This window comes from Bacillus sp. JJ1122 (assembly GCF_036964885.1).
In the GTDB taxonomy this organism is placed as follows: domain Bacteria; phylum Bacillota; class Bacilli; order Bacillales; family Cytobacillaceae; genus Mesobacillus.
Genome location: NZ_JBALQL010000007.1, coordinates 1 through 19,036, shown reverse-complemented (window position 1 = coordinate 19,036; position 19,036 = coordinate 1). Strand labels below are relative to the sequence as shown.

Annotated in this window: 15 protein-coding genes; 8 read left to right on the top strand and 7 right to left on the bottom strand. The window is 42.1% G+C overall.

Annotation, left to right across the window (positions count from 1 at the left end; all coding sequences use genetic code 11):
- Positions 1 to 11 precede the first annotated feature (11 nt).
- The 7 genes from rsmG to rpmH all read right to left on the bottom strand — a co-directional run bounded on the left by rsmG (position 12) and on the right by rpmH (position 7,014).
- Positions 12 to 728, bottom strand: coding sequence for a 16S rRNA (guanine(527)-N(7))-methyltransferase RsmG (gene rsmG, locus V7201_RS06055; RefSeq protein ID WP_335375895.1), 717 nt, complete (start codon positions 726 to 728; stop codon positions 12 to 14).
- A gap of 30 nt (positions 729 to 758) precedes the next feature.
- On the bottom strand, positions 759 to 2,645 hold the full coding sequence (mnmG, locus tag V7201_RS06050) for a tRNA uridine-5-carboxymethylaminomethyl(34) synthesis enzyme MnmG (RefSeq protein WP_335375894.1): 1,887 nt from the start codon (positions 2,643 to 2,645) through the stop codon (positions 759 to 761).
- Positions 2,646 to 2,715: 70 nt separating this feature from the next.
- Positions 2,716 to 4,101, bottom strand: a complete 1,386-nt coding sequence (gene mnmE / locus V7201_RS06045; RefSeq protein WP_335375893.1) for a tRNA uridine-5-carboxymethylaminomethyl(34) synthesis GTPase MnmE — start codon at positions 4,099 to 4,101, stop codon at positions 2,716 to 2,718.
- A 646-nt stretch (positions 4,102 to 4,747) separates the two neighbouring features.
- A complete protein-coding gene (gene jag / locus V7201_RS06040) occupies positions 4,748 to 5,368 on the bottom strand; it encodes an RNA-binding cell elongation regulator Jag/EloR (protein ID WP_335375892.1) in 621 nt (206 codons plus the stop codon).
- The gene (gene spoIIIJ / locus V7201_RS06035) at positions 5,365 to 6,144 is read right to left on the bottom strand and encodes a YidC family membrane integrase SpoIIIJ (RefSeq protein ID WP_335375891.1); all 780 of its coding nucleotides are present in this window, start codon (positions 6,142 to 6,144) and stop codon (positions 5,365 to 5,367) included. Before spoIIIJ ends, jag begins: the two co-directional genes overlap by 4 nt.
- 167 nt (positions 6,145 to 6,311) lie before the next feature.
- A complete protein-coding gene (gene rnpA, locus V7201_RS06030) occupies positions 6,312 to 6,674 on the bottom strand; it encodes a ribonuclease P protein component (RefSeq protein ID WP_335375890.1) in 363 nt (120 codons plus the stop codon).
- A 205-nt stretch (positions 6,675 to 6,879) separates the two neighbouring features.
- Positions 6,880 to 7,014 (bottom strand): 50S ribosomal protein L34, encoded by a 135-nt coding sequence (gene rpmH / locus V7201_RS06025; protein ID WP_013059930.1) that lies wholly within the window; start codon positions 7,012 to 7,014, stop codon positions 6,880 to 6,882.
- A 942-nt stretch (positions 7,015 to 7,956) separates the two neighbouring features.
- Here rpmH and dnaA point away from each other — a divergent pair.
- From dnaA to V7201_RS05985, 8 genes are all read left to right on the top strand, one after another.
- Entirely contained in the window at positions 7,957 to 9,303 is a 1,347-nt protein-coding gene (gene dnaA / locus V7201_RS06020; RefSeq protein WP_335375889.1) for a chromosomal replication initiator protein DnaA, read from the top strand.
- Between the two features lie 183 nt (positions 9,304 to 9,486).
- On the top strand, positions 9,487 to 10,623 hold the full coding sequence (dnaN, locus tag V7201_RS06015; RefSeq protein ID WP_335375888.1) for a DNA polymerase III subunit beta: 1,137 nt from the start codon (positions 9,487 to 9,489) through the stop codon (positions 10,621 to 10,623).
- A 210-nt stretch (positions 10,624 to 10,833) separates the two neighbouring features.
- The gene (yaaA, locus tag V7201_RS06010) at positions 10,834 to 11,049 is read left to right on the top strand and encodes a S4 domain-containing protein YaaA (RefSeq protein ID WP_335375887.1); all 216 of its coding nucleotides are present in this window, start codon (positions 10,834 to 10,836) and stop codon (positions 11,047 to 11,049) included.
- A gap of 19 nt (positions 11,050 to 11,068) precedes the next feature.
- Positions 11,069 to 12,187 (top strand): DNA replication/repair protein RecF, encoded by a 1,119-nt coding sequence (gene recF, locus V7201_RS06005; RefSeq protein WP_335375886.1) that lies wholly within the window; start codon positions 11,069 to 11,071, stop codon positions 12,185 to 12,187.
- Between the two features lie 10 nt (positions 12,188 to 12,197).
- Complete coding sequence (gene remB / locus V7201_RS06000) at positions 12,198 to 12,446, top strand: extracellular matrix regulator RemB (protein ID WP_335375885.1); 249 nt, start codon at positions 12,198 to 12,200, stop codon at positions 12,444 to 12,446.
- A gap of 131 nt (positions 12,447 to 12,577) precedes the next feature.
- The gene (gene gyrB / locus V7201_RS05995) at positions 12,578 to 14,485 is read left to right on the top strand and encodes a DNA topoisomerase (ATP-hydrolyzing) subunit B (protein ID WP_335375927.1); all 1,908 of its coding nucleotides are present in this window, start codon (positions 12,578 to 12,580) and stop codon (positions 14,483 to 14,485) included.
- A gap of 217 nt (positions 14,486 to 14,702) precedes the next feature.
- Positions 14,703 to 17,276 (top strand): DNA gyrase subunit A, encoded by a 2,574-nt coding sequence (gyrA, locus tag V7201_RS05990; protein ID WP_335375884.1) that lies wholly within the window; start codon positions 14,703 to 14,705, stop codon positions 17,274 to 17,276.
- A gap of 92 nt (positions 17,277 to 17,368) precedes the next feature.
- Entirely contained in the window at positions 17,369 to 18,457 is a 1,089-nt protein-coding gene (locus V7201_RS05985; RefSeq protein ID WP_335375883.1) for an HD-GYP domain-containing protein, read from the top strand.
- Positions 18,458 to 19,036: the final 579 nt, after the last annotated feature.

The following is a 19,036-nucleotide window of genomic DNA, read 5'->3' as shown; positions in this document are numbered from 1 at the left end:
GTGTAAAATTGTTATTCTATTGGCGTTTTATTCGGTGTTCCTGGTTTTCTTGGGTATTGCTTCGGTGTCGGCTTTTTCTTATTGATGATCAGGATATTTCGTTCACTCTCTTCCACCGGGAGTTTGAAAGAATGTACGGATTCCAGTTCCCCGCCAAGCACCTTGATTGCTTTTTCACCAACCTGGAGCTCCTCGCCAGCCTGGTTCCCTTTCATGGCGACAAATGTGCCGCCTACCTGAACCAATGGCAGGCAAAGCTCGCTCAATACGGACATTCGAGCTACTGCTCTTGCCATTACGACTTGATATTTTTCGCGATGGGCAGGATTTTTCCCAAACGTTTCTGCCCGATCATGGATAAAAGTCGTATTTTCAAGCCCAAGCTCTTTTGATAAATGCTCAAGGAAAGTAATCCGCTTATTCAAAGAGTCAACAATCGTCACTTTTAAGTCTGGAAAAGCTATTTTCAATGGAATGCTCGGAAAACCTGCTCCAGCCCCAACATCACACAAATTGAGCGGCTTATTAAAATCAAAATAGAAAGCTGCAGAAATGGAATCGTAGAAATGCTTTAAATACACTTCCGGTTTTTCAGTTATCGCAGTTAAATTCATCTTTTCGTTCCACTCGACGAGCAGGTGATAATATTTTTCATACTGCTCCATTTGCTTTGGAGAAAGATCGATCCCCTTCTCGGCAAGCATTAATTTAAATTGATCTGTATTCATAAGCCAACCCTTTCTGTCCTTGCTGCTGGATTAATTGCTGGTGCGCGCAATGCGTCCCTGCTCCAAATAAACGAGCAAAATTGAAATATCTGCTGGATTTACACCTGAGATCCGTGATGCTTGAGCCAGTGTAAGCGGACGGACTTCTTTCAGCTTTTGGCGTGCTTCAGTCGCAAGACTTGAAATCGCATTATAATCGATATTCTCAGGGATTTTCTTATCTTCCATCTTCTTCAGCCGTTCTACCTGCTGCAGTGATTTTTCAATATATCCCTCGTACTTGATTTGGATTTCCGTTTGTTCTGCTGTGTCAAAATCTAATTCAATATCTGCAGGTACAAGCTGTTTAATGTGCTCATAGGAAGCTTCCGGACGCTTCAGAAGGTCAGAAGCACGGATTCCATCCTTCAATTCGCTGCCGCCCATTGAACGGATTAATTCCTGCACCTCGGCAGTTGGTTTGATGATGATGGAGCGAAGGCGTTCTTTCTCCGCTTCGACTGCTTCTTTTTTCGCTAAAAATTTCTGGTAGCGTTCTTCAGGAATCAAGCCAAGCTCATACCCCTTGTCTGTCAAACGAAGGTCCGCATTGTCATGGCGGAGAAGCAGGCGGTATTCTGCACGTGAAGTCAATAAACGGTACGGTTCATTTGTTCCTTTCGTAACAAGGTCATCGATCAGAACTCCGATGTAGGCATCTGCTCTGCTCAAGATGACTTCTTCTTTGTCCAATGCCCTTCTACCTGCATTGATACCGGCCATAAGCCCCTGTCCTGCTGCTTCTTCATATCCTGAAGTGCCGTTAATTTGGCCTGCCGTATAAAGGTTTTTCACCTTTTTAGTCTCAAGTGTCGGCCATAGCTGGGTAGGTACGACGGCATCATACTCGATTGCATAGCCAGCACGCATCATCTGGACTTTTTCAAGGCCAGGGATTGTCTGAAGGATTCTGTGCTGGACGTCTTCTGGCAAGCTAGTCGATAGCCCCTGCACATAAACTTCCTGAGTATTCCTTCCTTCTGGCTCTAGGAAAATCTGGTGCCGCGGCTTATCGTTGAAGCGTACGACTTTATCTTCAATAGATGGGCAATAGCGCGGTCCCGTCCCTTTGATCATTCCTGAGTACATCGGGGAACGATGCAAATTCTCGTCGATCAATTGATGAGTGCGCTCATTTGTATAAGTCAGCCAGCAAGGAAGCTGGTCCGTAATATATTTTGTTGTTTCATAGGAAAATGCACGGTGGACATCGTCACCAGGCTGGATTTCCGTTTTGTCATAATCGATTGTATCGCTATGGACACGCGGAGGCGTTCCTGTTTTAAAACGGACTAAATCGAAACCAAGCTCCTCAAGATGCTCCGAAAGCTTGATTGACGGCTGCTGGTTGTTCGGGCCGCTTGAATATTTCAATTCACCAAGGATAATTTCACCGCGCAAATATGTTCCAGTTGTAATAACAACTGTTTTTGAACGGTATGCAGCACCTGTCTTTGTGACTACGCCTCTGCATTCGCCGTCTTCAACAATTAATCTTTCAACCATACCCTGAACCATCGTCAGGTTCTTTTCATTTTCAAGTGTTTTCTTCATTTCATGCTGATAATCAAACTTATCAGCCTGGGCCCGCAATGCACGTACTGCAGGACCCTTTCCGGTATTCAACATCCTCATCTGGATGTAAGTTTTATCAATATTGCGGCCCATTTCCCCGCCAAGAGCATCGATTTCACGTACCACGATTCCCTTTGCAGGTCCGCCGATTGACGGATTACATGGCATAAATGCAACCATATCAAGATTGATCGTGATCACTGCCGTTTTTGCGCCCATGCGAGCCGCCGCGAGGGCTGCTTCAACACCTGCATGTCCGGCACCGACTACAACCACATCAAAATTCCCGGCTTCATATTGCATCCTGCTGCCTCCTTTAATTTAGTCAGCTGCCAATCCAGCTGACTTTATCACATGATGTATATATAAATGATTATTTTCCTAGACAGAATTGCGAGAACAGCTGGTCAATCAAGCTTTCATGGACACTTTCGCCGATGACTTCACCGAGCAGCTCCCATGAACGAGTCAAATCGATCTGAACGATATCGATTGGCGTTCCCATTTCAACGCCATTGATCGCTTCTTCAATAGAATTGACCGCCTGGTTTAGAAGCGCAATATGGCGGCTGTTCGAAACGTACGTAAGGTCACCAGATTCAATCGCACCTGAGAAGAACAGGCCGGAAATCGCTTCTTCAAGCTCATCTACACCCTTGTCTTCTAATAAAGAAGTCGTAACAAGCGAATAATCCTTCGCAAGCTCTCTTACTTCATCCAAATCTATCTTTTGGGGAAGATCCGTTTTATTGACAATCACAATGACATCCATGCCTTCAACCGCTTTGAATATGTTTCTGTCCTCTTCCGAAAGCTCATCCGAATAGTTCAGAACCAGCAGAATCAAATCTGCTTCCTTCAGAACCTGACGTGAACGTTCCACACCAATTCTTTCTACGATATCTTCGGTTTCACGAATTCCCGCAGTATCAAGGAGTTTTAAAGGCACTCCGCGAACATTTACATATTCCTCAATGACATCCCTTGTCGTACCAGGGATATCGGTAACAATCGCCTTATTTTCATGGACTAGACTGTTAAGTAAAGAAGATTTACCAACATTCGGACGGCCTACTATAACTGTAGACAAGCCTTCCCTGAGGATTTTCCCTTGCTGGGAAGTTTGCAATAATTTTTCCAGCTCACCTTGTACATACTTCGCTTTTTCCAAAAGCATGTGATGTGTCATTTCTTCGACATCATCATATTCAGGATAATCGATGTTCACTTCTACATGGGCAAGGATCTCGAGGATTTCCTGGCGAAGCTTCTGGATGAGCCTTGATAAACGCCCTTCCATCTGGCCTAGTGCAAGATTCATCGCCCGGTCCGTTTTCGCCCTGATCAAATCGATGACGGCCTCGGCCTGCGAAAGGTCGATTCGTCCATTTAAAAAAGCCCGTTTTGTAAATTCCCCCGGCTCCGCCAGCCTTGCTCCCTGATTGAGTACAAGCTGGAGCACACGGTTTACAGAAACAAGACCCCCATGGCAGTTGATTTCGACTACATCTTCCTTCGTAAATGTTTTCGGTCCTCTCATGACAGAAACCATTACTTCCTCAGCAACTTGTCCGCTTTTTGGATCAATAAGATGCCCGTAATGGATAGTGTGGGATGCCACCTCGGTAAGCTTCTTGCTCCCAACCCCTTTAAACAACCGGTCAGCAATTTCAAATGCCTGATCTCCGCTCAATCGGACAATCGCAATCGCTCCTTCACCCATCGGCGTCGAAATTGCCGCAATCGTATCAAATTCCACTTGCCTCACCCCACTTCACTTTAAATTTATTTATATAAATTTTTACGTAAGTTTGTTTTCTACAAATTACTAGAATACCACATCATTTTATTGAAAAAAAGAAACACATACTCTTTCTTCAAATTTATCCACAATTTTATAAATACACTTCTTTAATTTTAACTTATCCACATGTGAATAACAATAAAACCAAGTAAGGAAATAATTGAATTTTAGAGGGGGCTGTGGAAAAGTGAAAACAGCATTTTTTATATACGAGGATCGGTTTGCTCCAGGACTTTGAAACAGGAGCAAAAGTATTTTTAAAAGACTTCGATAGAGACTTAGTTGTGTGGTAATCGTTATTTAATGAATAATCACCTAATAATGCGTTTCAATAATGCTATATTGGAGATTTCTTCAGAGAGTAAAACCTCTAAAGTAGTTCCTATTAGGGAGGTTGATCCTGAAAATTCCGCAACTTTTTGTCGAAATCCCGCAACTTTCACCTTCAGTTCCGCGAAAAATCGGATTAATTCCGCGGCATTTTGTCGAAATCCCGCAAACTGGAAATTTTCAATGATTTTTTCCAGTAAAACCGTGGACCTCGCGATTCAAAATAAACGCAAAAGAACCCCGATTCTCAAAGAATCGGGGTTCTTCAATATTATCTCGATGGCGCGATCACGATGTGTCTGTGCGGCTCGGTACCATCTGAGTATGTTTTGATTTTCTTGTTGGACATCAATGCAGTATGAATCACTTTGCGTTCATACGAAGGCATAGGTTCAAGCGCTACGGTCTGGCCCGTTCTGACTGCTTTTTGCGCGAGGCGGTCTGCAAGCTGGATGAGTGTTTCGTTCCGGCGCTTGCGATAGTCCTCAGCATCCAGCAATACAGTGGAATACTGTTCAGAGTAGCGGTTCATGACTAGCTGGGTCAGAAATTGAAGAGAATTTAAAGTCTGGCCGCGTTTACCAATCAACAAAGCAATTTTCTCGCCTGTTAATGTAAACAGTACCGTCTTCCCTTCCCTTTTTACTTCAACTTCGATTGGAGCACCCAGGTTTTCCCCTATTGCTTTTAAATATTTGACCGTTTCTTCAACAGCGTCAGGTTTCACTGTCACTTTGACGACAGCTGGACGATTTCCGAAGAGTCCAAATATCCCTTTTTTGCCTTCATCAATTACATCAATCTCTGTGCGGTCTTTGGTAGTCTTTAATTGAGCTAAAGCTGATTCTACTGCTTCGTCGACGGTATGTCCTTTAGCAGTTATCTGTCTCACTTTTTACTTGCTCCTCCCGCATCGCCGGCAGCCTTTGCTTTTTTAAGATCCGGCCCTTTAATAAAGTACGTCTGACCAATCATAAATAGATTACCTACTACCCAGTACAATGAAAGAGCTGCTGGGAAGTTGATCGCAAAAACAACGATCATGATCGGCATCAGCCAAAGCATCATGGCCATTTGCGGATTGCCTTCCTGGCCAGCCATCATCAATTTTTGCTGAATGAAAGTAGTTATACCCGCCACGATCGGCAGAATATAAAACGGATCCGGTGAACCTAGATCGAACCATAAGAAATTATGTTCAGCAATTTCTCTAGTTCTTGAAATCGCATGGTAGAAACCAATCAAAATCGGCATTTGCACCAAAAGCGGGAAACACCCTGCAAGCGGATTTACTCCATGTTGCTGGAAAAGTGCCATCGTTTCCTGTTGAAGCTTTTGCTGTGTCTTCTGGTCCTTAGAGCTGTATTTTTCTTTTAATTTAGCCATTTCCGGCTGCAATGCCTGCATCGCTTTTGAGCTTCTCGTTTGTTTGATCATAAGCGGCAGGATAGCAAAACGGATGATCAAGGTAACAGCAATAATCGATAAACCAAAGCTGCCTCCGAGCCATTCAGCCATCTTCACAATCAGCAGGGATAAAGGATAGACGATGTACTCATTCCAAAAACCCTTGCTTTCTGGTGTGATTGGCTGGTTATACTCTGAACATCCAGTCAGCAATGACATCACTAAAAGCAAGCCCATTACCAATAATATTCTTTTTTTCAAGCTGAATTTCCTCCTCACTTCCAAAAACATTCATTATTTCAAGTGTTTGTCCCAAATTTATGTACACTTTCCCTCATAAATTACTGGCAGAATGCAATTCAAGAGTATTTTAACATCTTTTAGTGTGAAGCGCTTTTAAAAAATGCAAATCCCTCAATAATTTTGCCTCAATCATTATCTCCAGCTTTCGGCTTCTTCAAAACCTTGCCAACCTTCAAAACATGCTCAAGACTTTTCTTTATATCATGCATTCCCATGTCCGCAGTCGGCTTGCGGGCAATGATGATGTAATCGTTCCCATTATGTACGCGGTCCTGCAGTTCATGAAACGATTGGCGGACATACCTTTTAATCTGGTTGCGGACTACGGCATTGCCAATCTTTTTGCTCACAGAAAGCCCGATTCGGAAATTCTCCTGCTCAGGTTTCTTCAAAACATAAACGACAAACTGGCGGTTCGCAACAGACTTTCCTTTTTTAAAAGCCTCTTGGAACTCTTTATTCTTTTTCACTCTGAAATCTTTTTTCATCTATTAAACACCTACAATTCTCAATGGATCCATTCTCTTTACAAAGGCTTTTTAAAAATCGTTTTCCAGGCCTTAGCATCGGGATTCATCTATCATTTCTTTCCCAAATGAATCCCTGGTATAAGCAGCTAGGCCACTAAGTTTACGAAAAAGCCCAAAAATAGTATTGCCCAAAGAGAAAAAAGACCACTGACATTTCAGTGGCCTAAGCTGATAATACTTTTCTTCCTTTGCGACGACGGCGAGCAAGAACCTTACGGCCATTTGCACTGCTCATACGAGCACGGAATCCGTGAACTTTACTGTGTTTACGCTTATTTGGTTGGTAAGTACGTTTCATATATGTTACACCTCCCTGAGGAATAGCTGTTACAGACAGTCTTTGTAATTATAAAGATGAGCAGGGGAAATTGTCAAGTGCCTATTCGGAAAACTCCCCAAATGACAGCCAGAAAAAATTTCTTCTTTCTGCAAAAATGTCATCAGCTTCTATATAAGGATAGATTCTTTCTTCCTTCTAATTCCTAGCCTGGTTTTAAATGAACTTATTTTCTCGGGCAACAACTGATCAGTCTCATTATCCTGTTTTATTAACTCATCTAAAAATTTTCAAGAAAAAGCTGCGTTAAAAGACAATTTTATTTTTAACACTTGCTGATTAGAGCGGAAGGCCCTCGACTCCAAAAAAAGTGATGGACTTGCACAAATATAAGAAAGACCATAGTAAAAACCAGGAGTGTATCTTCAGCTCACATCTTTCTTAAATTATTTTTTCCTCACTGGATAAAATAAATAATATTTTCCTTAAACAAAATTTTTGCTTCTAAGAATTAACCCATTTTCAAGTCCCTGTGGACAAAAATCGACACCATTTTCTTTATCCACAGCTCATTTTTACACCTTTTACACAAGTCAAGGGCCTGTGGACAAATTATCTCCACAGCGATAGCATATTGTGGATAATGTATTAAAAGGCGTTGCGCCATGCTGGATTATCTGATATTATATTTGTGTTTTCACTCTTAATAATTCGATAGCGAAAATATACTTATCCACAAAATGTGGATAAGCTGTGGATAGGTTATTCAGACCTGTTGTAAAACTTTGTCCACAGATAGTGGATATTGTCGAAAAGCTTATTTACTTCCTTATTATATATTTTTCCACATTAATAGTTTCGTATATTTATGAAATTAAGGGTTGTACAACGTGTATAACCTGTATTTTTTAGTTAAAACGACAGGAAAGTGTATTTAAAACAGAGGAAAAGGAGGGATAATTGTTGGAGAACATTGCAGATCTCTGGAATAATGCTCTCGCGAAAATCGAGAAAAAGATCAGCAAGCCAAGTTTTGATACATGGCTGAAATCAACAAAAGCACATACGCTCCAAGGTGATGTACTTACGATTACGGCTCCTAACGAATTTGCCCGCGACTGGCTTGAAGAGCGCTATTCGCAGTTAATCAGCGGTATCCTGTATGAAATTACTGGTGAAGAACTAGCGGTAAAATTCATCATTCCCCAAAACCAAAATGATGAAGATCTCGACATTCCGTTACCTCCAAAAAGGGTGAAGAGGGAAGACGATATACCTGATTTACCAGTAAGCATGCTGAATCCAAAATATACTTTCGATACATTCGTCATCGGTTCAGGCAACCGTTTCGCCCATGCTGCCTCGCTGGCAGTAGCAGAAGCACCGGCCAAGGCCTATAATCCATTATTCATCTATGGAGGAGTAGGACTAGGAAAAACCCACTTGATGCATGCGATCGGGCATTATGTCCAGGACCACAACCCTAATGCGAAAGTGGTGTACTTGTCCTCTGAAAAGTTCACAAACGAATTCATCAATTCGATCAGGGACAATAAAGCAGGAGATTTTCGCAATAAATACAGGAATGTCGATGTCTTGCTCATTGATGATATTCAGTTCCTGGCAGGAAAAGAACAAACTCAGGAAGAGTTTTTCCATACATTCAATACGCTGCATGAAGAAAGTAAGCAGATTGTCATCTCAAGTGACCGTCCGCCTAAAGAAATACCGACTCTAGAAGACAGGTTAAGATCCCGCTTTGAATGGGGATTGATCACGGATATTACTCCGCCTGACCTGGAAACAAGGATTGCGATCCTTCGTAAAAAGGCGAAAGCAGAAGGTTTGGATATACCGAATGAAGTCATGCTTTATATCGCAAACCAAATTGATTCCAACATCCGTGAGCTTGAGGGTGCATTGATTCGTGTCGTTGCTTATTCATCATTGATTAATAAAGACATTAATGCGGACTTAGCAGCTGAAGCACTGAAGGACATTATTCCTAGCTCGAAGCCAAAAGTCATTACAATTCTGGATATCCAAAGAGTGGTAGGACAGCATTACAATGTGAAGCTTGAGGATTTTAAAGCGAAGAAGCGAACGAAATCCGTTGCCTTCCCGAGACAGATCGCTATGTATTTATCAAGAGAACTAACAGATTTCTCTCTTCCTAAAATAGGGGAGGAATTTGGAGGCCGCGATCATACAACGGTCATCCATGCACATGAGAAAATTTCCAAAATGATTGCTGTCGACTCCCATCTGCAAAAGCAGCTTAAAGACATAAATGAACAATTGAGGGTTTAGGGGAAAGTGTGAATAACTCACCATCAGTTGCGCACAGTCTGTCCACATGTGGATAGGCTGTATTTCCTTTGATAAAAGCGGTTATCCACAAATCCACAGGCCCTACTAGTACTTCTACTATATTTTAAAACATATAATTATATGCATTTAAGAAAAAAATATTCCTAAACGGAGGCTTAAAAAATGAGATTTATTATCCAACGCGATGCCTTGCTCCAGAGCGTCCAGGACGTTATGAAAGCAGTAACCAGCAGAACAACTATTCCTATTTTGACGGGAATCAAGATTGTTGCTAATGAAGAGGGAGTAACTCTTACTGGCAGCGATTCCGATATTTCAATCGAATCTTTCATTCCGAAAGAAGAAGCTGGAGATGAAATTGTTGAAATCAAACAGCCGGGATCCATTGTTTTGCAGGCGCGTTTCTTTAGTGAAATCGTTAAAAAGCTTCCTACAGACACAGTAGAAATCGATGTACACAATAATTTGCAGACCGTCATCCGTTCTGGTAAGTCTGAATTTAATCTTAATGGACTGGATGCAGAAGAATATCCACACCTTCCGCAAATTTCGGAAGAACATGTTTTCAAGATTCCAACGGATTTATTAAAAGGCTTAATCCGCCAAACTGTCTTTTCAGTGTCCACCTCAGAAACACGCCCCATCTTGACAGGTGTAAACTGGAAGGTCGAAAACAACGAATTAGTCTGCATTGCAACAGACAGCCACAGGCTAGCATTGAGAAAAGCGAGACTGGAAGCTGATAATACTGGAAACTATAATGTTGTCATTCCAGGAAAGAGTCTGACAGAATTAAGTAAAATCCTTGATGACAGCTCAGACACTGTCGATATCGTTATTACCGAGAACCAAGTTTTATTTAAAGCAAAACATTTATTATTCTTCTCAAGACTGCTTGAAGGAAACTATCCTGATACTGCAAGATTGATCCCGAATGAGAGCAAAACGGATGTAGTCGTGAACACGAAGGAATTTTTACATGCGATTGACCGTGCGTCGCTTCTTGCAAGAGAAGGCAGAAACAATGTCGTCAAGTTTTCAACAATTGATGGCGGAGCGATTGAAGTTTCATCCAATACTCCTGAGATTGGAACGGTCGTCGAGGAAATCCAAAGCCAGTCCATTGATGGCGAAGATTTGAAGATCTCATTCAGTGCAAAATATATGATGGACGCTCTTAAAGCGCTTGAAGGAGCAGAAATCCAGATTAGCTTTACTGGCGCAATGAGACCGTTCGTGATCAGACCGCTTCATGATGATTCCATCCTGCAGCTGATCTTGCCAGTCAGAACTTACTAAAATCATACGACCACCAGTTTTTTGCTGGTGGCTTTTTTTATATATGTTCTTACAAGACTTTATTACCACACCTGTTGTTTGGAGCGGAAATCAACAACTGAGTTTTAACGCAATCTTTCAATATCAGCCTAAAAACAAGAAAATTTGTTTCTATGGAAAAAATTTAGTAAAATAAAGTATTAAGTCCTTTTGGAAGAAAAGGGTGAGACCGTGAATGAAAATGTGAAAATTGATACTGAATATATTACACTTGGCCAGTTTTTAAAATTAGCTGATGTAATCCAATCCGGTGGAATGGCTAAATGGTTTTTAAGTGAACATGATGTTTTTATCAATGGGGAACAAGATCAGCGAAGAGGAAGAAAGCTTCGTTCCGGAGACCAGGTAAGAATTCCTGGATTTGGCGAGTTCAACATAACGCAATAATCCAGAGGATGAACTGTTCATGTATATACAGGATTTGCAATTAAGAAACTATCGCAATTATCAGGGACTAGAGGTGGAATTTGAAAATAAAGTCAATGTGATCCTTGGTGAAAATGCCCAGGGAAAGACAAATGTCATGGAATCCATCTATGTGCTTGCGATGGCTAAGTCGCATAGGACCTCCAATGATAAAGATTTAATTCGCTGGGACGAGGAATATGCTAAAATAGAGGGACGGATTAAAAAAAGCAACGGGTCACTGCCAATGCAGCTTGTCATTTCGAAAAAGGGCAAGCGTGCAAAGGTTAACCATCTTGAACAGCGCAAGCTAAGTCAGTATGTTGGAAATATGAATGTCGTCATGTTCGCGCCTGAAGATCTCCACCTTGTAAAGGGGAGCCCTCAAGTAAGGCGTCGTTTTATTGATATGGAGATTGGGCAGGTATCGGCGATTTATTTGCATGAAATCAGCCAATACAACAAAATTCTGCAGCAAAGAAACCATTATCTGAAACAGCTGCAAATCAAGAAAAGCACCGATCTGACCATGCTTGATATCCTAACAGAACAATTTATCCAGATGGCTGCCAGGATTGTCGTCAAGAGATTTGAATTCCTGAATCTTCTTGAACAATGGGCATTGCCAATCCATCAGGGGATATCAAGAGGACTCGAAAGCTTGAAAATCATCTATAAACCCTCTGCAGATGTATCAGAAGATGATGATTTGTCGAAAATGATAGCAATCTATGAAGAAAAATTTGCTAAAATAAAGATGAGAGAGATCGACCGCGGAACAACTATGTTCGGGCCGCATCGCGATGACCTGCAGTTTTTTGTCAATGGAAGGGATGTCCAGACATTTGGCTCACAAGGTCAGCAGAGGACAACGGCACTTTCGGTGAAACTGGCAGAAATCGAGCTAATTCATTCTGAAATTGGCGAATATCCAATTTTATTGCTTGATGATGTTTTATCCGAATTAGATGATTATCGCCAATCCCATTTATTGAATACCATCCAGGGGAAAGTTCAAACATTCGTTACCACGACAAGTGTGGATGGGATTGACCATCAGACGCTGAAAGAAGCAGCAGCATACAAAGTGGAGTCCGGCGAAATGTCGAGAATCCAATGAGGTGGAATCAATGTATTTGCATGTGGGTGAAGAAGTTCTTGTAAGGACTAAGGATATTATTGCAATTTTAGATATCGACAGCGCCAATTCATCCCCATTCATGGAGGAATTCATCGCACACCAGGATCAGCAGATCGTCCATCTGACAAAAGGGGCGGTCAAGTCGATCGTAGTGACTGGCAATCATATTTATTTTTCCCCTCTCGCATCGGGAACATTAAAGAGACGCTCCCAAAAATTATCCGTTCAGGAGTTTTAATAGATCGGCGGTTTCTGCAAATTTTGTCGTAATACAGCAATCTGTGCAAACCCGCCAGCACATAAGAATTTTGAAAAAGAAGAGTCAAAATGAAAGTGTAGGTGATCGATATGGCAATGGATCAACAATCCATGCAGGGACAAGCGTATGATGAAAATCAGATACAAGTGCTCGAAGGCCTGGAAGCTGTACGTAAACGTCCGGGAATGTATATCGGTTCAACGAGTGCCAAAGGCTTGCACCATCTAGTATGGGAAATCGTTGATAATAGTATAGACGAAGCCCTAGCCGGCTTTTGTGATGAGATTAATGTCATTATCGAAGAGGACAATAGCATTACTGTCAAAGATAATGGCCGTGGAATACCGGTTGGGATTCATGAAAAAATGGGAAGGCCAGCTGTAGAAGTTATCATGACAGTGCTTCATGCCGGCGGTAAGTTCGGCGGCGGAGGCTATAAGGTTTCGGGAGGACTCCATGGTGTTGGGGCTTCAGTCGTAAACGCCCTTTCTACGTATCTTGAAGTCTTTGTTCACCGTGATGAGAAAGTCCATTACCAGAAATTCGAACGAGGCGCTGTCGGGGATCCTCTAAAAGTAATCGGCGAGACCGACCACACTGGAACAACCGTTCATTTCAAGCCGGACAGTGAAATTTTCACCGAGACTCTTGAATATGACTATGACACCCTTGCGAACCGTCTGCGTGAGCTTGCCTTCTTGAACAGAGGCATCAAAATCACGATTGAAGACAAACGCGTAGAGAACAAAAAGAATGAGTATTACTACGAAGGCGGAATTAAATCATATGTAGAGCATTTAAACCGCACAAGAGAAGTCCTTCATGATGAACCAATCTACATCGAAGGTGAAAAGGATGGCATCACGATTGAGGTAGCGCTTCAGTACAATGATAGCTATACCGGGAACATATATTCTTTCGCGAATAATATCCATACCTACGAAGGCGGAACGCATGAATTTGGATTTAAAACGGCGTTAACACGTGTTATTAACGATTATGCCCGCAAGCATGGCATCTTCAAGGAAGCTGATGCTAACCTTTCAGGTGAAGATGTCCGTGAAGGATTGACAGCAATCGTTTCCGTCAAACATCCAGATCCACAATTCGAAGGACAGACGAAAACAAAACTCGGAAACTCAGAAGTCCGTAATGTGACGGATACAACTTTTTCCGAGCATTTTGAGAAATTCCTTCTGGAAAATCCTAATGTCGCGCGAAAAATTGTTGAAAAAGGTCTTATGGCAGCAAGGGCAAGACTCGCTGCGAAGAAGGCTCGTGAATTGACAAGGCGTAAAAGCGCCCTGGAGATCTCAAGCTTGCCAGGTAAATTGGCTGACTGCTCATCTAAAGATCCATCCATCAGCGAACTGTATGTCGTTGAGGGTGACTCTGCGGGTGGATCTGCTAAGCAAGGCCGTGACCGTCACTTCCAGGCGATTTTGCCGTTAAGAGGTAAAATCCTGAACGTTGAAAAGTCCCGTCTGGATAAGATTTTGTCCAATAACGAGGTAAGAGCAATCATTACAGCAATCGGAACAGGGATTGGCGAGGATTTCGACATTTCGAAAGCCCGTTACCATAAAATCGTCATCATGACAGATGCTGATGTAGATGGAGCCCATATCCGTACTTTATTATTAACGTTCTTATACAGATATATGAGACAGATTCTCGAAGCAGGCTATATTTATATTGCCCAGCCGCCTTTATACAAAGTACAGCAAGGGAAGCGCATTGAGTATGCCTATAATGACAAGCAGCTTGAACAAATCCTTAGTGGACTTTCACAGCAGCCAAAGCCTGGGATACAGCGTTACAAGGGTCTTGGTGAGATGAATCCAGAGCAGTTGTGGGAAACAACGATGGATCCGGAAACCAGGACACTGCTTCAAGTACGACTTGAAGATGCTATTGAAGCAGATGAAACCTTCGAGATCTTAATGGGCGACAAAGTAGAGCCACGCCGTAACTTTATCGAAGAAAATGCAATCTATGTAAAGAACCTAGATATTTAATATATGCCCAGGATAGAAGGTTCTGCCTCTATCCTGCTTTTTCTGAAATGACCACTTGGCCGTGCAAATTCGCATGCCTGTATATGGTTTGTGCTGAACAGATATTATTTATAAGAATTATGGACTTTAACAATTAGATTAGTGTCTAGCTCCAGCGCCCAGCCCTCGTGGCTGCCAAGTCGCTTGCGCTTTTCTTACTAAAGGAGGTTTCTCTTAAATGGCTGAGATACCAAATTCTCGTGTACAAGAAATAAATATTAGCCAGGAAATGCGTTCATCCTTCCTGGATTATGCCATGAGCGTTATCGTTGCTCGTGCGCTCCCTGACGTGCGTGACGGCTTAAAGCCTGTGCACAGAAGGATTCTTTATGCTATGCATGACCTTGGCATGCATTCTGACAAGGCCTATAAAAAATCGGCGAGGATCGTCGGTGAAGTAATCGGTAAGTATCACCCGCATGGTGACTCTGCTGTTTATGACACAATGGTCCGTATGGCACAGGATTTCAACTACCGCTATATGCTTGTGGATGGCCACGGCAACTTCGGTTCTGTCGATGGTGACGCAGCGGCTGCGATGCGTTATACAGAAGCACGTATGTCCAAAATTTCCATGGAGCTTTTGCGCGACATCAATAAAGACACAATAGATTATCAGGATAACTACGATGGTTCTGAGAGAGAACCGATCGTCATGCCATCAAGATTCCCTAACCTTCTTGTAAACGGAACATCAGGAATTGCCGTCGGGATGGCCACAAATATCCCTCCGCATCAGCTTGGTGAGGTTATTGACGGGGTATTAGCGATAAGCAAGGACCCTGACTTAACGATTCAAGAGTTGATGGAAATCATAACAGGTCCGGATTTCCCAACGGCAGGACTGATTCTGGGCCGCAGCGGGATCCGCAAGGCATATGAGACTGGACGCGGGTCGATCACGCTTAGGGCAAAAGTAGAAATTGAGCAAAAATCAAATGGAAAAGAAGTTATCATCGTAAGAGAACTTCCTTACCAAGTTAATAAGGCTAAATTGGTAGAAAAAATAGCGGAACTTGTCCGCGATAAGAAAATTGATGGCATTACGGACTTAAGAGATGAATCTGACCGTAAAGGAATGAGGATGGTCATCGAAGTTCGCAAGGATGCCAATGCCAATGTACTTTTAAATAACCTTTATAAGCAAACGGCATTGCAGACAAGCTTTGGAATTAACTTGCTTGCTCTTGTAGACGGCCAGCCGAAGGTTCTGAACCTGAAGCAATGTTTGAAGTATTATCTTGACCATCAGGTAGTTGTCATTCGCCGAAGAACTGAGTTTGAGCTTAAGAAGGCAGAGGCACGTGCCCATATTCTCGAAGGGCTGCGAATCGCTCTTGACAACCTTGATGCTGTTATCAGCCTGATCAGAAGCTCACGTACAACAGATATAGCTAGAGAAGGTTTGATGACCCAGTTCAATCTTTCAGAGAAGCAGGCACAGGCAATCCTGGATATGCGTCTTCAAAGGCTTACAGGTTTAGAACGTGAGAAGATTGAAGAAGAATTCCAAAACCTGATGCAGTTGATTGCAGAGTTGAAAGCAATCCTTGCAGATAATGAAAAAGTGCTTGAAATCATCCGTGAAGAGCTTATTGAAATTAAAGAGCGCTTTAACGATACTCGCAGGACTGAAATTGTTTCTGGCGGATTAGAAATGATTGAGGATGAAGATCTAATCCCTCGAGAAAATATCGTCATTACCCTAACCCATAATGGCTATGTAAAACGTTTGCCTGTATCTACATACCGCCAACAAAGACGTGGCGGCCGCGGGATCCAGGGTATGGGAACAAATGAAGATGATTTCGTAGAACACCTGATTACAACTTCTACGCATGATACCATTCTTTTCTTTACGAACAAAGGAAAGGTATATCGTTCGAAGGGTTACGAAATCCCAGAATTCAGCCGTACAGCTAAAGGGATTCCAATCATTAACCTCCTTGAAATTGAAAAAGGAGAATGGGTGAACGCAATCATTCCGGTCGAGGAATTTGTGGATGACTGGTTCTTGTTCTTCACGACTAAAGAAGGGATTTCAAAACGTTCGCCACTTTCATCCTTTGCAAACATCCGTAACAATGGTTTGATCGCTCTTAACCTTCGTGAAGGTGATGAGCTAATTTCCGTACGCTTGACTGACGGAAGCAAAGAAATGATCATCGGTACTAAGAATGGCTTATTAATCCGTTTCCCTGAAACAGATGTCCGTTCAATGGGACGTACTGCCACAGGTGTAAAAGGAATCTCCCTTTCTGATGACGATGAAGTAGTAGGAATGGAAGTCCTTGAAGAAAGCGCTGAAATCCTCGTCGTTACGAAAAATGGATACGGCAAGAGAACACCTTCCGAGGAGTACAGAAGGCAAGGGCGAGGCGGCAAAGGAATCAAGACATGCAACATTACAGATAAAAACGGTGACCTGGTGACGATGAAGGCTGTAACAGGCGAAGAAGACCTGATGCTGATCACAACAGGCGGAGTGCTTATCCGTATTCCTGTAAGCTCGATTTCGATGACTGGCCGTAATACGCAAGGTGTAAAACTCATCAGCCTGAACAAGGCAGAGAATGAATATGTAGCGACAGTAGCGAAAGTTGACAAGGAAGAAGAAAAAATCGATGACTTGGAACTTGATGAAAATGGCGAAGCGCTAATTGAACCAGAATCAATTGGCGACGCAGAAAACATCAGTGAACAGGCCGATGAAGCAGTTGCGCCAGAGTCAAACAATGAAGATGATGAATAAAACTTTGAGAGGAACACAAAAATTGTGTTCCTCTTTTTTGGTAAAATAAAGTAAACTTAATAGTATGAAAATAAAATTTGGGGTGGAAAGCCTTGCGCGTATATGTAGACAACCTTATAGAGGGCTGTATCCTTACTGATGATGTTCTCCTTAATACCAATAGATCAATCATGAGCAAAAAGACAGTACTGTCAAATCACTTAATAGAGGTTCTAAAAGCTTTTCTCATAAAAGAAGTAGAAGTAGAAAAGACTCTAGTAACCGGTATTCCCTTCAATGCACCTGAAATTGCTGACAAAAAAGCACCATGGAATCCTGCTTCACAAAATATATCTGATCTCAATTTTTTTGATTTATTTTTACGTGCCAAACAAGAATTTAAAAAAGAATTTATCTCCTGGCAATCAGGAATGCAAATCGATATATCAAAAGTGAGAGGCATTATTGTGCCATTAATAGAACAGGCGGATATCCATTCATCAGACATTTTCCACCTGCATCACTATTCAACTAAATCTGAGTACCTTTATGATCATCCACTGGCAGTGGGCATTATCTCTGCATTCATTGCCAAAAAGCTAAATTACAGCAAGGGTGATGTAACACAAATTGCGGTTGCAGGCTGTCTATCGGACTGCGGCATGGCAAAAATCAGTCCAAATTTAATCAATAAGAATACAACCTTGACTGTAGAAGAGTTCGAGGAAATCAAGAAGCATCCTACATATAGCTACCAGATGGTCAAGAATAGTCCATTGCTGAAGGAAGCTGCAAAGATTGCCATTCTTCATCACCACGAAAGGCTGGACGGAAGTGGGTATCCTTTTGGCGAGAAAGCCAGCAGGATCCATCCATTTGCTAAGATTCTTGCGGTTGCCGATTCTTTTCACGCAATGACTTCTGAACGGATGTATAAACCAAAGCATTCTCCTTTTAAAGTTCTAGAGATAATCAATGAGGAACTGTTCGGAGAATTTGATATTGCCGCTTTAAAGGCATTGAGTTCATCCATCATGAATTTTTCGATTGGCAGCATCGTTCGCCTGTCTGATGGACAAACTGCGGAAATTGTTTTTGTCGAAGAAAAAAATCCAACCAGGCCTTTAGTCAGATTAATAGAATTAAATGAAATTCTTGCGCTAGAGAAAAACCGGCACTTGCATATCGAGGAAGTCATTTAGAAAGCTGGCCGCTGAGCTGGCTTTTTTATTGACTCTGTTAAAGCTGAATGTTGATTTTTATATCCTGTTGATAGTAGTGGAAGGCGTGTAGACTCCAGTGGGATCAGCTGGCCAGGTGAGACCCCGCAGGAGCTTGCGATGAGGAGGGTCACCGCCAACCCCACGGAAAGCGAAGCGCCTGGAACGAAAATCAACAGACTTGTTTAATAGAGTCTTTTTATTAACTCCAAGTGAATAGGAAATTTCTTTAAGAAAGTGCATGAAAAGTATTGCTTTATAATAATATGCCTGATATAATCTTCAAAGTCAGTAACGAAAACAACAACTTCTTCAAAAGGTTTTTTAAAAAAGTTATTGACTTATACAGCAAGAAAATGTTATATTAATAAAGTCGCTTCTGGGCGACGCAGTAACAAATTGCTCTTTGAAAACTAAACAAACAAGCGTCAACAAACAATATTATAGTGACTTCTATTATATAGATGATCACTAGCCAACGTTTTAAATTATGAGCTTAACTCATACTCTTTTTTGGAGAGTTTGATCCTGGCTCAGGACGAACGCTGGCGGCGTGCCTAA